Annotated in this window: 12 protein-coding genes; 11 read left to right on the forward strand and 1 reads right to left on the reverse strand. The window is 43.2% G+C overall.

The features are described from left to right. Positions 1-113: 113 nt before the first annotated feature. From hutC to PR725_RS04670, 10 genes are all read left to right on the forward strand, one after another. Complete coding sequence (gene hutC / locus PR725_RS04625) at positions 114-851, forward strand: histidine utilization repressor (RefSeq protein ID WP_042851623.1); 738 nt, start codon at positions 114-116, stop codon at positions 849-851. Positions 852-1,173: 322 nt separating this feature from the next. Continuing rightward, positions 1,174-2,853 carry a urocanate hydratase gene (gene hutU, locus PR725_RS04630; RefSeq protein WP_109911527.1) on the forward strand — a complete coding sequence of 560 codons (1,680 nt, stop codon included), beginning with the start codon at positions 1,174-1,176 and terminating at the stop codon, positions 2,851-2,853. 12 nt (positions 2,854-2,865) lie between these two features. Beyond that, on the forward strand, positions 2,866-4,398 hold the full coding sequence (hutH, locus tag PR725_RS04635; RefSeq protein WP_272567821.1) for a histidine ammonia-lyase: 1,533 nt from the start codon (positions 2,866-2,868) through the stop codon (positions 4,396-4,398). An 89-nt stretch (positions 4,399-4,487) separates the two neighbouring features. Further along, positions 4,488-5,879, forward strand: a complete 1,392-nt coding sequence (locus PR725_RS04640; protein ID WP_004912378.1) for an amino acid permease — start codon at positions 4,488-4,490, stop codon at positions 5,877-5,879. Between the two features lie 213 nt (positions 5,880-6,092). Further along, positions 6,093-7,025 (forward strand): 50S ribosomal protein L3 N(5)-glutamine methyltransferase, encoded by a 933-nt coding sequence (gene prmB, locus PR725_RS04645; RefSeq protein WP_004912375.1) that lies wholly within the window; start codon positions 6,093-6,095, stop codon positions 7,023-7,025. Between the two features lie 115 nt (positions 7,026-7,140). Then, entirely contained in the window at positions 7,141-8,229 is a 1,089-nt protein-coding gene (gene aroC / locus PR725_RS04650; RefSeq protein ID WP_109911529.1) for a chorismate synthase, read from the forward strand. A gap of 177 nt (positions 8,230-8,406) precedes the next feature. After that, complete coding sequence (locus PR725_RS04655; RefSeq protein WP_004912371.1) at positions 8,407-9,210, forward strand: TSUP family transporter; 804 nt, start codon at positions 8,407-8,409, stop codon at positions 9,208-9,210. Positions 9,211-9,227: 17 nt separating this feature from the next. Next, positions 9,228-9,776: an elongation factor P hydroxylase gene (locus PR725_RS04660; protein ID WP_109911530.1), complete on the forward strand. Its 549-nt coding sequence runs from the start codon at positions 9,228-9,230 to the stop codon at positions 9,774-9,776. A gap of 28 nt (positions 9,777-9,804) precedes the next feature. Continuing rightward, entirely contained in the window at positions 9,805-10,077 is a 273-nt protein-coding gene (locus PR725_RS04665) for a YfcL family protein (RefSeq protein ID WP_004257217.1), read from the forward strand. Positions 10,078-10,149: 72 nt separating this feature from the next. Continuing rightward, the gene (locus PR725_RS04670) at positions 10,150-10,665 is read left to right on the forward strand and encodes a GNAT family N-acetyltransferase (RefSeq protein ID WP_272567828.1); all 516 of its coding nucleotides are present in this window, start codon (positions 10,150-10,152) and stop codon (positions 10,663-10,665) included. 4 nt (positions 10,666-10,669) lie between these two features. Here the strand turns inward: PR725_RS04670 and mnmC are convergent, their stop codons facing one another. After that, entirely contained in the window at positions 10,670-12,709 is a 2,040-nt protein-coding gene (mnmC, locus tag PR725_RS04675) for a bifunctional tRNA (5-methylaminomethyl-2-thiouridine)(34)-methyltransferase MnmD/FAD-dependent 5-carboxymethylaminomethyl-2-thiouridine(34) oxidoreductase MnmC (RefSeq protein WP_272567831.1), read from the reverse strand. Between the two features lie 201 nt (positions 12,710-12,910). Between mnmC and fabB the strand changes: the two genes are divergently transcribed. Next, a complete protein-coding gene (gene fabB / locus PR725_RS04680) occupies positions 12,911-14,125 on the forward strand; it encodes a beta-ketoacyl-ACP synthase I (protein ID WP_109911533.1) in 1,215 nt (404 codons plus the stop codon). Positions 14,126-14,265 lie beyond the last annotated feature (140 nt).

The raw sequence follows: 14,265 nt of genomic DNA on the forward strand, positions 1-14,265 counted from the left end.
TGTTTTTATTCGCGACTGTCAGGATAAAAAATGTCCGATAGCACTAAGGTCGTGTTGTATCCTATTCAACGAATAGCATATTAATACTTAAGATTTTAATCATTAAATTGGAAATGACTGTGACAGCCGATAAAAAGGATAAACAAGGGGCACCGCTCCCGCTATATTTGCAAGTAAAACAATCAATAATTGAAAAGATCCACACCGCAGAATGGCAAGCAAATGACCGTATTCCATCCGAGTCTGAGCTCGTGACACAGTTTCAATGTAGTCGAATGACGGCTAACCGGGCATTACGTGAATTAACCGCTGAAGGGTTATTGGTTCGCTTGCAAGGTGTGGGAACCTTTGTGGCTGAGCCAAAAGGGCAATCTGCACTATTTGAAATACACAGTATTGAAGCGGAAATACTGGCAAGAAACCACAAATACAGCTGTAGGATAATTAAGCTCGAAGAAATTCAAGCGTCACCTGCGCTCGCAAATGAGTTAAATATCAGCCCAGATACCATGGTGTTTCATTCGATTATTGTCCATTTAGAGAATGATGTTCCTGTTCAAATTGAAGACAGATATGTCAATGCGTTAGCGGCTCCGGATTACTTACAGCAAAATTTTTTATCGATTACACCACATGATTATTTGTCTCAAGTTGCTCCTTTAACACAAGGGGAGCATATTGTGGAGGCCGTGGAGGCAGATGAACGTTCCGCGAGGTTATTGCAAATTAATACAGGTGCATCTTGCTTGTTAATTACAAGACGTACTTGGTCTCAGTCCTTTACGGTGACAAGTACAAAATTATTGTTCCCGGGTCATCGATATAAGCTGAAAGGCAGTTTCACGTCATAAGTTTTTTTCACCACGTCAAAGTATGGGCGGAACGATATAAAGCATATTTTCCGCTTATCATCTCGAGTGCATGCCTTCTTTACCTATTTTGTGTGAATTTATTGTAAATCAAATGTGATCTAGCATGCAGATTTAGAATAAAGAAAATACAGCAAAATATCAGGTGATTTATTTATTTCATTGTTTTATTTGATTAAAAATATTTTTATATCATATTTTTTTAATCTTTATGTTAAAAGATTAATTGATCGCACATGTATATACAACTATATCTATAGGAACAAGAAAGGTAGCTAATGGACAGATAAAAGAGGGTATACAAGTGACAGCATTGAATAATAAATATCGAAATATCGAAATTAGGGCACCGAGAGGGAATACATTAAATGCCAAAAGTTGGCTGACAGAAGCCCCATTACGCATGTTAATGAATAACCTTGACCCAGATGTTGCAGAAAACCCTCATGAATTAGTGGTATATGGCGGTATTGGGCGTGCAGCACGTAATTGGCAATGCTATGACCAAATTGTCGAGTCCCTGAAGCAGCTCGAGAGCGATGAAACACTACTGGTTCAGTCAGGTAAGCCTGTCGGTGTTTTCAAAACCCATGAAAATGCGCCACGTGTTTTAATCGCCAATTCAAATCTGGTACCACATTGGGCAAACTGGGAGCATTTCAATGAATTAGATGCGAAAGGCCTTGCCATGTATGGGCAAATGACCGCAGGTAGCTGGATCTATATCGGCAGCCAAGGCATTGTTCAAGGAACGTATGAAACCTTTGTGGAAGCCGCTCGCCAGCACTTTAACGGTGATTTAACTGGGCGTTGGGTCTTAACTGCAGGGCTTGGTGGAATGGGGGGAGCCCAACCTCTTGCTGCCACACTGGCGGGGGCCTGCTCATTGAACATTGAGTGCCAACAAAGCCGTATCGATTTCCGTTTAAGAACTCACTATGTGGATGAACAAGCGACTGACCTTGATGATGCGTTAGCGCGTCTGAAAAAATACACATCGGAAGGAAAAGCCATTTCTATTGCACTATGCGCCAATGCCGCTGAAATTCTTCCTGAGCTTGTCAAACGTGGGGTGAAACCGGATATGGTGACCGATCAGACAAGTGCTCATGACCCTTTGAATGGTTACTTACCCATTGGTATGAGCTGGGAAGAGTACCGTGAACGCAGTGTTCAAGACCCGCAAGCCACTGCATTGGCTGCAAAAAAATCTATGGCTGAACATGTTAAAGCGATGCTGGCATTTAAACAGCAAGGCATTCCCACCTTTGATTATGGAAACAATATCCGCCAAATGGCACTGGAAATGGGCGTAGAAAATGCGTTTGATTTCCCCGGTTTTGTACCTGCTTATATCCGCCCGCTATTTTGTCGCGGTGTTGGTCCATTCCGCTGGGTTGCGTTATCAGGAGATCCTGAAGATATCTATAAAACAGATGCGAAAGTGAAAGAGCTGCTGCCGGATGATAAGCACTTGCATCGCTGGTTGGATATGGCTCGTGAACGTATTAGTTTCCAAGGGTTGCCAGCGCGTATTTGCTGGGTTGGCCTTGGGGATCGCGCTAAATTAGGTTTGGCATTCAATGAGATGGTAAGAAGCGGTGAGGTTTCAGCGCCGATTGTTATCGGCCGTGATCACCTAGATTCAGGTTCAGTGGCCAGCCCAAATCGTGAAACGGAATCAATGAAAGATGGTTCTGATGCAGTTTCAGACTGGCCATTACTCAATGCGTTATTAAACACAGCCAGTGGGGCGACGTGGGTATCTTTACATCACGGTGGTGGCGTAGGTATGGGCTTCTCTCAGCATTCTGGAGTGGTAATTGTGTGTGATGGAACGGATGAAGCAGCAGAGCGCATTGCCCGAGTACTGCACAATGACCCTGCAACTGGTGTCATGCGCCATGCCGATGCAGGCTATGACATAGCTATCGCATGTGCGCAGGAAAAAAATCTTAATTTACCGATGATTAAAACACGTTAAGGAGTGCCATTAATGACTAAGTTAACTATTCACCCAGGAAAAATGACACTCGAAGACCTGCGTATTGTTTTCCAACAATCGGTAACAGTGGCATTAGATAAACGCGCTCACGGTGCTATCGAGAAAAGTGTTGCGACGGTCAATAAAATTATTGAAGAAGATAGAACCGCTTATGGTATCAATACCGGCTTTGGTTTACTTGCTAATACGCGTATTGCGACTAAAGATTTGCAATCATTACAACGATCTATTGTGATGTCTCACGCTGCTGGTGTGGGTGAACCGTTAGATGATGACCTCGTGCGCTTAATCATGGTACTCAAAATTAATAGCTTAGCTCGTGGTTTTTCAGGGATCCGCCTTGAAGTTATTAATGCCTTGATCGCATTAGTGAATGCGCAAGTTTATCCATTTATTCCTGCGAAGGGGTCAGTGGGGGCTTCTGGCGACTTAGCACCATTGGCTCATATGAGTTTAATTCTGTTAGGCGAAGGAAAGGCGCGTTATGAAGGCAAATGGATTTCAGCGAAAAAAGCGTTAGAAAAAGCGGGGTTAGCACCTCTAAAATTGGAAGCCAAAGAAGGTTTAGCCTTATTAAACGGCACGCAAACATCGACGGCTTTCGCGTTGAAAGGGTTATTTGAGGCAGAAAAATTGCTGCTATCTGGCATTGTTTGTGGTGCGCTGAGTGTTGAAGCCACACTGGGCTCTCGCAAACCCTTCGATGCTCGAGTTCAAGAGGTTCGAGGACAAAAAGGGCAAATTGATGTTGCGGCGATGTTCCGTGATGTTTTATCACCGACCAGTGAATTGGCGAAGTCCCATGAAAACTGTGTGAAAGTGCAAGACCCCTATTCATTACGTTGTCAGCCGCAAGTGATGGGCGCTTGTTTAACCCAAATTCGCCAAGCTGCTGAAGTGATATTAATTGAATCGAATGCTGTGTCGGATAACCCGTTAGTCTTTACCGATAATGGCGATATTATTTCAGGCGGTAACTTCCATGCAGAACCTGTTGCTATGGCAGCCGATAATATTGCGCTGGCATTAGCAGAAATCAGTGCGTTATCCGAACGTCGCATTGCATTACTGATGGATACCCATATGTCACAGTTGCCACCTTTCTTAGTGAATAACGGAGGGGTTAACTCAGGATTTATGATAGCTCAAGTCACTGCGGCTGCATTAGCGAGTGAAAACAAAGCATTAGCCCACCCTTCGAGTGTTGATAGCCTGCCGACATCAGCCAACCAAGAAGACCACGTATCGATGGCGCCTGCGGCGGGTCGTCGTTTATGGGAAATGGCAAAAAATGTCACGGGTATTTTAGCTATTGAATGGCTTTCAGCGTGTCAGGGAATGGATTTCCGTGAAGGTTTGAAGTCGAGTGAAACCTTGGAGAAGGCACGTAAAACACTGCGTGACCAAGTGGCTTACTATGATAAAGACCGTTATTTTGCCCCTGATATTGAAGCGGCAATTAATTTAATTAACCAATATAAACTGTCTGCGCTGTTCAAGGCTGGCGCTGTTTTCCCTAACTAGTTTATCAAGCAAATAAAAGGTGGTCGGCAATGTACTGGCCACCTGAAGTATTTATCTGCACGACAATAAAATAATACGAAGGATAAATCATGCAAAGCACATCACAACTTGCGCGAGGGCTTTCTGCGCGTCACATTCGATTTATGGCTTTAGGTTCTGCGATTGGTACAGGTTTATTTTATGGTTCAGCTAAAGCAATAGAAACCGCTGGGCCTGCGGTATTACTCGCTTATATTATCGGCGGTGCCGCTGTATTTATGGTCATGAGAGCACTGGGTGAAATGGCCGTCCACCGGCCACTTGCGGGATCGTTCTCACAGTACGCTAGCCATTATTTAGGGGCTAGAGCTGGTTTTTTTGCGGGTTGGACTTATGTTTTTGAAATGCTCATTGTTTGCTTGGCGGACGTGACAGCATTTGGTGTGTATATGAAACTGTGGTTTCCTGAGGTTGCGCAGTGGATCTGGGTATTGAGCATTATTTTCTTTATTGGTGCAATAAACCTATGCCATGTGAAAACTTTCGGCGAAATGGAATTTTGGCTGTCAATCATTAAAGTTATCGCGATTATTGCGATGATTGTTGGTGGTGCCGCTATTATGATGTTTGGTTTTGGCCAAGCGGCTGATCATGCGGTTGGGGTATCAAACTTATTTATTCACGATGGGTTTATGCCAAATGGTATTGGTGGAGTGATTGCGTCCTTTGCCGTGGTGATGTTTGCGTTCGGGGGAATTGAAGTTATTGGCATTACAGCGAGTGAAGCGAAAAACCCTGAAACCACGATTCCAAGAGCGATTAATGCCGTGCCAATTCGTATCTTACTGTTTTATGTCCTGACTTTATTTGTCTTGATGTGCATTTACCCATGGAACCAAATTGGGCAGCAAGGTAGCCCGTTTGTGCAAATTTTCGATAGTTTAGGTATTCAATCTGCAGCGAATATCTTAAATATTGTGGTGATCACTGCGGCAATTTCGGCAATTAACAGCGATATCTTTGGTGCTGGGCGTATGATGTATGGCATGGCACATGAAGGACAAGCACCGAAAGCCTTTACTAAGCTGACAAAAAATGGTGTGCCTTGGATGACGGTATTAGTGATGGTCGCGGTATTGCTGGTGGGTGTGGTATTGAACTATGTCATCCCTGATGATGTGTTTGTGGTGATTGCGTCAATTGCGACGTTTGCAACGATTTGGGTATGGTTGATGATCTTACTGTCGCAGTTTGCAATGCGCAAAAAAATGTCGCCAGAAGAAATTAGCCAATTAAAATTTCCTGTACCTATGTGGCCTGTTGCTCCTATTTTAGCCATCGCATTTATGGTATTTGTTTTTGGTGTTTTGGGATATTTTGAATCGACACGAATTGCATTATATGTCGGCGTTGTTTGGTTAGTATTACTGACTATCGCCTATGCACTTTGGGTAAAAAAGCCAGCGAAAGAGGCGGAAGTGGTACTGCAAAACGAAAGTTAGTATCGTGACTTCTTTACTGAACTGGTTATTTTTCTTCACGCCCTTTAGCTAAAATAAAGGGCGTTTTTACGACCAAATATGCTTCAATAAGCGCGATAACCAGATTTCCTCAGCAAATTTTATTACATTAATCTGCTGATTTGTCTTTCACTTCGTGGCAAACTTTAGCTATTCATATATTCCCTTTCAAAATACAGGCTGGAGAACCCCTTCTTGGAAAAGATTTTCGTTGATGAAGCCGTTGCAGAACTTCATACCATTCAAGATATTTTACGTTGGACAATGAGCCGCTTTAATGCTGCCAATGTGTACTATGGTCACGGTACAGATAACCCATGGGATGAGGCGCTACAATTGGTGTTACCAACACTTTACTTGCCTCTAGACCTGCCCGATGAACTATTAACATCCCGCTTAACGCCAACAGAACGCCACCGCATTATTGAGCGTGTCTTGCGACGTATTAATGATCGTATTCCGGTTGCATATCTGACTAATCGCTCATGGTTCTGTGGCCATGAATTTTATGTTGATGAACGAGTGCTTATCCCTCGCTCGCCAATTGGTGAATTAATCAATAATCACTTTGTTGGCTTAGTGGCGGATGAACCTCAAACTATTCTTGATTTATGTACCGGAAGTGGTTGTATTGCGATTGCTTGTGCTTATGAATTCCCTGATGCAGAAGTCGATGCGGTTGATATTTCAAGTGATGTGCTAAGCGTTGCTGAGCAAAATATTGCTAATCATGGTTTAGATCACCGGGTGATACCGATTCGCTCTGACTTATTCCGTGATATGCCAGAGGTCAAATATGACCTGATCGTGACAAATCCACCGTATGTTGATGCGGAAGATATGGACGATTTACCAGAAGAGTTTCGTGTCGAACCTGAATTAGCACTTGCTGCCGGAAGTGATGGTTTGAAACTGGTGCGTCGTATTTTAGCGAATGCACCGCGTTTTCTGACGGAAGAAGGGGTGTTAGTGTGCGAAGTGGGTAACAGCATGGTTCATCTGATTGAACAATATCCTGAAATTCCATTTATTTGGCTGGACTTCGAATACGGCGGTGATGGTGTGTTTATGTTAACTCGTGAACAACTTGTTGAGCATCACGCACATTTTGAGCTTTATATCGATTAATCAACAGTTGCGTGATGTTCTAAGATCATGTAATCAATAATAACGACACAACGATATAATAATTAACAACCAAAATTCTTGATAAAACAAGAATGGCTTAGAATAGGAAACTCCGATGGCAGGAAATTCAATTGGGCAACTGTTTCGTGTGACCACATTTGGCGAGTCACATGGCATTGCATTAGGTTGCATCGTCGATGGGGTTCCCCCAGGTTTAGCATTGACAGAAGCCGATTTACAAAAAGATTTAGACCGTCGTCGCCCGGGAACATCACGTTATACGACTGCGCGCCGTGAACCTGATCAAGTGAAGATTTTATCGGGTGTCTTTAATGGTGTGACAACCGGAACTAGCATTGGCTTACTCATTGAAAACACTGACCAACGTTCGCAAGATTATGGTGCAATCAAAGACGTGTTTAGGCCCGGCCATGCAGATTACACATATGAACAAAAGTATGGTCAGCGTGATTATCGTGGTGGTGGTCGCTCATCAGCACGTGAAACGGCAATGCGTGTTGCAGCAGGTGCGATTGCGAAAAAGTATTTACAAGAAAAGCTTGGCGTGCAAATTCATGGATGCTTAACACAAATGGGATCAGTCGCATGTGAAATTAAAGACTGGTCAATTGTCGAAGAAAATCCATTCTTTTGTCCAGATCCTAGCAAATTAGAGGCTCTTGACGAGTTATTGCGCGGTTTAAAGAAAGAAGGTGATTCGATTGGCGCTAAAATTACCGTTATTGCAGAGCATGTGCCTGCGGGCTTAGGTGAGCCGGTATTTGACCGTTTAGATGCCGATCTCGCTCACGCGTTGATGAGTATTAACGCGGTGAAAGGTGTGGAAATTGGTGATGGCTTCGGTGTTATTGCGCTCAAAGGCAGTGAAAACCGTGATGAAATTACCCGTAATGGTTTCACATCAAACCATGCAGGCGGTATCTTAGGCGGTATTAGCAGTAGCCAGCCTATTATTGCGCATATTGCGTTAAAACCGACATCCAGTATTACCGTTTCAGGTAAAACACTCAACCGTGATGGCGAAGAAGTTGAAATGATCACCAAAGGGCGTCATGACCCTTGTGTGGGAATTCGTGCAGTGCCGATAGCAGAAGCAATGATGGCGATTGTTCTAATGGACCACTATTTACGTCATCGTGGTCAGTGCTCGGATGTAACGCCAGCAATGAAACCGTTTGAATAATCGGTTTTACTGTGTTTTATGTAGTGACAACAAAGCGGCCTAGTAGGTCGCTTTGTTGATGATGAAGGTTCGGATGAAGCCTCCTAAAAATACCTCATCTAGGTTGTGATATTACCAAAGCTGTTTGGCGATATATTCACATCAACATCATGATATTTCTTCTCTTTGGATAGTAAAATGGATTGGCTAACAGCCGTTGCTCCTGAAGTTTACGCTTTACTCTTCTTTGTTGCGCTATTTGCAGGGTTTATTGACTCCATCGCGGGTGGTGGTGGGCTATTAACGATCCCAGCTCTGTTATCCGTGGGAATCACACCAGTTGAAGCGTTAGCAACCAATAAATTGCAAGCTGTTGGCGGTTCGTTTTCTTCAACACTCTATTTTGTCAGGCGCAAAGCTATAGATTTACGAGAACAATTGTTTCCGTTCATTATGACCATGATTGGTGCCATGTTGGGTGCGATTGTCATTCAAATGATTGATACCGCGTTCTTAAAACAACTGTTGCCTATCTTGGTGATTTGTGTCGGTTTATACTTTTTATTAACGCCATCAATCGGTGTGCAAGACCGCCAACAACGTATCAGCATGCCATTTTTCGGGGTGGCAATTGGGATGACACTGGGTTTTTATGATGGTGCATTTGGCCCCGGAACCGGTTCATTTTTGGCGTTAGGCTATGTTCTGCTGCTCGGCTATAATCTTGCTAAAGCCACCGCCCACGCGAAGTTACTTAATTTTGCCTCTAATTTTGGCTCTTTAGTATTCTTTATTATCGGGGGTCATGTTCTTTGGGCCTTAGGTTTTGTTATGCTAATCGGCCAAATGGTTGGCGCTCGTTTAGGTGCGCGTTTGGTCTTAACCAAAGGACAAAAACTGATCAGGCCAATGATCGTGGTGATTTCGTTACTGATGAGTATTAAGTTACTCCATGATAGCCATGGTGACGTGATTAAAGCTTGGTTTCTCTCATTATTTTAAGATGATTTAAATTATTCATGAGTACACATAATTATCAGGATCTAATCAATATCTTTGATGAATGTTTTGGTGTGACATATAACACCAGGCTGGTAAAAGGGGATGATGAACCCATTTATTTACCTGCTGATGAGGCTGTGCCTTATCACCGTATCGTATTTGCACACGGTTTTTTCACCAGTGCGCTGCATGAAATCTCACATTGGTGTATCGCAGGGGAAGCAAGGCGCCAGCAAGTCGATTACGGCTATTGGTATTGCCCAGACGGTCGAGATGAAAAAACACAGTGTGAGTTTGAAGTGGTAGAGATTAAACCTCAAGCGCTAGATTGGCTGTTTTGTGTTGCTGTTGGCATTCCATTTAATGTCAGTTGTGACAACTTAGAAGGGGATTTTGAGCCTGACCGCATTGCGTTTATGCGCAAAGTTCATGCGCAAGTGATGCTTTATTTAGAAAATGGTATCCCTGAACGCCCATTACGCTTTATTAATGCGTTACAATTGTTTTACAATACGCCACCTCTTTGTGCAGAAGCTTTTCCTTATCCGGAAGATATTTTTGCCTAATGAACACACATTTAAGTAAGGATTAAGCATGCTTGCGGATTTAGAAACACGCATACTAACGAAGATTGATGATATGGTTGAGCACGCGAGTGATGATGAACTCTTCGCTGGCGGCTATTTGCGTGGTCACTTAACCCTTGCTGTAGCTGAGCTGGAAGAAGAAAACGAAACCAGCTCTGAAGCATTATATCAACGTGTCGAAGTCAGTATTCAAAATGCCATCAAAGCTGGCGAATTGACACCACCAGACCAAGTACTGGTATTAGATATGTGGAAAAACTTATTAAATAACGCAATTTAATTTGTAATGTTATACATTGAAAGCGGGGAAACCCGCTTTTTTGTTAGCTAAATTTTGTTGTGAGTAAAAATTATGGCGAATATTCGTTTAGCAACCCCCTTCGATGCCAAACATCTTCCTGCCGTGGAAATTTCTGCAGGGCAGACATTCACGAGTATCGAAAAATATCAATGGCTTGCCGAAGGTGATGGGCAAACAGAGCAAGACCACCTCGATTTTATTTCCGAGCAATTAGAATGGGTTGCGGTGAATGATTGCGATGAACCAATTGGTTTTATCAATGCTGAAGATCATCATACTAGCCTACATATTTGTGAGGTTTCTGTCTGCCAGCAATGGCAAGGGCAGGGTTTGGGTAAAAAGCTGATTAAGCAGGTTCTTGATGCCGCTTTGGCACGGAATATCACGGTAGTGACATTGACCACTTGCCGTGATGTGCCTTGGAATACACCTTATTACCAACGCTTAGGTTTTAAAATTCTTGCAATTAATGAGTTAACCACCGAGTTACAGGCTATTTTACAGTCTGAAGTCGAGGCGGGGTTTGCCGCTGAAGACCGTTGTGCAATGGCTATCTCATTAACATAAGGTATTAATAAGGGAGTTTAATAGGGCGACCTAATAATAATTTCCTTACCCAAAAACGGTTTGGGTTCAATTCTGCAAGGGTTTCATCGTCGAGCGGGAGTATTTGCCCAAAAATTTGAGCAGCCAGCAATTCCGCACAAAGGGGGGCAGTGGATAACCCTCTTGACCCTAATGCCCCAAAAATAAATAAATTTGGGTGCACAGGCGCTAGTGCAATAGGCTGCTCTTTGGCAATTTTGCTGGGTAAATCATGGTAATGCGCCAGATGTTGTTCAAAATCAGGCACATTGCCTAATAAGGGAAAGTGGTCGCGAATAACACAACGAATACCTTGGCGTGAATGTTGTTGTGAGATGTCGATATCCCTAGGCCAAGTTACATCAGGTAGGTTATCAATCAGTTTTTGGCGGTTTCCTTGTTGCTCTTCCTCACTATAATCTAAATCGAGTCGCTCACGTTGGTAGCTAGCACCTAAGCAATGTTGTGTACCAGAGGCATCGGCAGGGGTTAAATACCCTTCAAAGCACAGAACATTTTTCAGTTGTTGTAGGGTGTGATTGGTAGGAATGTGGCTCACTTGCCCACGCACAGGTGAGATAGGTAAATTGATGGTTTGAGCAAATTGGCGCAGTTTGTGCCCATTGGCAATAATGACAGTTGAGTGAACACGTGTTAGCTCTTTTTGCGGCGCGGTTTCAATCAATAATTGCCAATCTTGTTCAGTTTGTTTTAATTCCACCACATTATGTTCAAAACAGAAGGTAACGCCTTTCTGCTGCAAATATTGCCGCAAACTCTCACAAAATTGGGCAGGGCAAAGCCATCCTCCAGACGCATAATGAATGCCATCATGGTTGACATCAACACCGCAAATATCACTCAGTTGTAGACGATTCTTACCAATAGCAAAATCGTCAGGCCACTTGGTTTCTAACATTCCCGCTATTTTACGAGCTACTTTGTCGTTATACGCTAATTGGCTGACACCGCACCATTGCCCCTCAAATACGATCCCCTGTTTCGCCAATTGATGGTAAAAGCGAGAAGCAAAAGGGAAAGCGCTGACAAAAAAGCGCTCAAGTGGATCGTTATTGCCTGTGAGTAAGGGATAAATAGCCCCTTGGCGATTGCCTGAAGCATTTTGTGCAACTTGGGCATCTTGGCAGTATAAGGTGACTTTAGCACCGCGCTTATGAAGTGCGTAGGCTGCCGTTAAACTGGCGAGCCCACCGCCAATGATAGCAACATCCGTTGGGTTGTCTGCTTTTCGTCTTGCGAACCAAGGGGTTGGGATATTAATTTCTTTTTCAGCTAATACTCCGGTTAACATTTCTCGCTTGTTACCAAAGCCTTTGACTTTTTTAAGGGTGAAACCAGCTTGTTGCAGTCCTCTCTTGACCGTACCTGCCACGGTAAATGTCGCAAAAGTCCCATTAAGGCGAGCTAATGTTGTCATGTTAGTGAACAGCTGTTCACTCCACATTTCGGGATTTTTTGAGGGTGCGAAACCATCTAAAAACCAAGCATCTATCTTATTGTTTAAGTTGCTTTTTAGTAAAGATATTTGCTCATTAACATCGCCAAACCATAAATCTAATATGATATGGCCATTTTCTAAAATGAGCCGCTGATTACCCGGTAAGGCTTGCGGCCAACTTTCACAAAGGATTTGCGATAAGCCAGCAAGTTCAGGCCAGCAGCGATGTGCAGCGATTAAATCTGTTTTTGTTAAAGGGTATTTTTCGAAACTGATGAAATGTAATTGCTGTAATGTTGCGTTTGGGTTTTCGGTTTTAAACTGCTTAAAAGATTGCCACAATGCTAAAAAATTCAAACCCGTACCAAACCCTGTTTCGGCAATCACACAGGTTGCAAGAGGGTGCGTCGCAAAGCGGTCAGGAAAATGATTTCCTTGCAAAAAAACATGGCGAGCTTCTTCTAAGCCATTTTGGTTAGAAAAATAGATATCTGCAAACTGTTCAGACATAGGAGTGCCTTCGTCATTCCAACTTAGGCGTGCGGTTTGTACAGCGTTCTTTTTCACGATAAGCCTACATTGTTTATATAATTCCTAAATTTTACCGCTGATATCGGTGTAAGGCTACCGTCATAAAAAAGACTCATTCCCGTCACAAAGAAAAAAATACAAATATTTACCCTGATCGGACTTGTTCAGCGTACAAGTGTAAGCTAAAGTGACAACCTGTAATCCCGCAATCATATAATTATAGTCATGAGGTAACGAATGAAGCGTGCAGTCATCACTGGTCTAGGTATTGTTTCCAGCCTTGGTAATAACCAGGAAGAAGTACTGGCTTCTTTGAAGGAAGGTCGTTCCGGGATCACTTTCTCAGAAGAATTCAAAGAGGCAGGGCTACGTAGCCATGTCTGGGGTAATGTCAAAAATTTAGACCCGAAAGACTTAATCGACCGTAAAATTTTCCGTTTTATGAGTGATTGCTCCGCCTATGCTTATTTATCAATGGAACAAGCGGTTGCGGATTCAGGTTTAACAGAAGAACAAGTTTCAAATTTACGTACAGGTATCGTTGTTGGTTCCGGTGGTGGTTCTCCACGTAATCAAGTTGCGGGTTCTGACGGTATGCGTGCTAAAGGTTTACGTGGTGTAGGCCCATATATGGTGACTCGTGCAATGGCATCGGGTATTTCTGCTTGTTTAGCAACACCGTTTAAAATCAAAGGTGTAAACTACTCAATTAGTTCTGCTTGTTCAACATCAGCGCACTGCATCGGCCATGCCGTTGAATTGATCCAATTAGGCAAACAGGATGTGGTTTTTGCGGGTGGTGGTGAAGAACTGAGCTGGGAAATGACCTGTGAGTTTGATGCGATGGGCGCATTGTCCACAAAGTATAATGAAACGCCAGACAAAGCATCAAGAACTTACGATAAAGACCGTGATGGTTTCGTTATCGCAGGTGGTGGCGGTATCGTCGTCGTTGAAGAGTTAGAGCATGCGTTAGCACGTGGTGCGCATATCTATGCTGAAATCGTTGGCTATGGTGCTACATCTGACGGTGCAGACATGGTTGCGCCATCAGGAGAAGGTGCTGTGCGCTGTATGCAAATGGCAATGCAAGGTGTCGATAAAATTGATTATATCAATACACACGGTACATCAACGCCAGTGGGTGACACCAAAGAGTTAGAAGCTATCCAGGAAGTGTTTGGTGCTAACTCTCCTGCAATTTCTGCAACGAAAGCGATGAGCGGTCACTCATTAGGTGCTGCGGGTGTCCACGAAGCAATTTACAGCTTGCTGATGTTAGAACACGGCTTTATTGCACCAAGCATTAACGTCGAAAATCTAGATGAGAAAGCAGCGGGCCTGAATATCGTGACTAAACCAACGGAGCAAGCGCTGGAAACAGTCATGTCTAACAGTTTCGGTTTCGGTGGAACTAACGCCACATTAGTGATGAGCAAATACAAAGCATAATTTGTATCAGATTAACTAATTGAATAAACGAGAACTTCGGTTCTCGTTTTTTTATGTGAAAGTAATTGATCATTTCATCGTTGTTTTATTAAATAATTAATATGTTTAATATGGGAGTATATATCAAATAAATAAAGTTA

This window comes from Providencia sp. PROV255 (assembly GCF_028478065.1).
Taxonomy (GTDB): domain Bacteria; phylum Pseudomonadota; class Gammaproteobacteria; order Enterobacterales; family Enterobacteriaceae; genus Providencia; species Providencia rettgeri.

Excerpts from the sequence above, each read along its gene's own strand:
- fabB (WP_109911533.1), top strand. The coding sequence starts at position 12,911 with ATGAAGCGTGCAGTCATCACTGGTCTAGGTATTGTTTCCAGCCTTGGT.
- PR725_RS04655 (WP_004912371.1), top strand. The coding sequence starts at position 8,407 with ATGGATTGGCTAACAGCCGTTGCTCCTGAAGTTTACGCTTTACTCTTC.
- PR725_RS04640 (WP_004912378.1), top strand. The coding sequence starts at position 4,488 with ATGCAAAGCACATCACAACTTGCGCGAGGGCTTTCTGCGCGTCACATT.
- hutH (WP_272567821.1), top strand. The coding sequence starts at position 2,866 with ATGACTAAGTTAACTATTCACCCAGGAAAAATGACACTCGAAGACCTG.
- PR725_RS04670 (WP_272567828.1), top strand. The coding sequence starts at position 10,150 with ATGGCGAATATTCGTTTAGCAACCCCCTTCGATGCCAAACATCTTCCT.
- PR725_RS04665 (WP_004257217.1), top strand. The coding sequence starts at position 9,805 with ATGCTTGCGGATTTAGAAACACGCATACTAACGAAGATTGATGATATG.
- hutC (WP_042851623.1), top strand. The coding sequence starts at position 114 with ATGACTGTGACAGCCGATAAAAAGGATAAACAAGGGGCACCGCTCCCG.
- aroC (WP_109911529.1), top strand. The coding sequence starts at position 7,141 with ATGGCAGGAAATTCAATTGGGCAACTGTTTCGTGTGACCACATTTGGC.
- PR725_RS04660 (WP_109911530.1), top strand. The coding sequence starts at position 9,228 with ATGAGTACACATAATTATCAGGATCTAATCAATATCTTTGATGAATGT.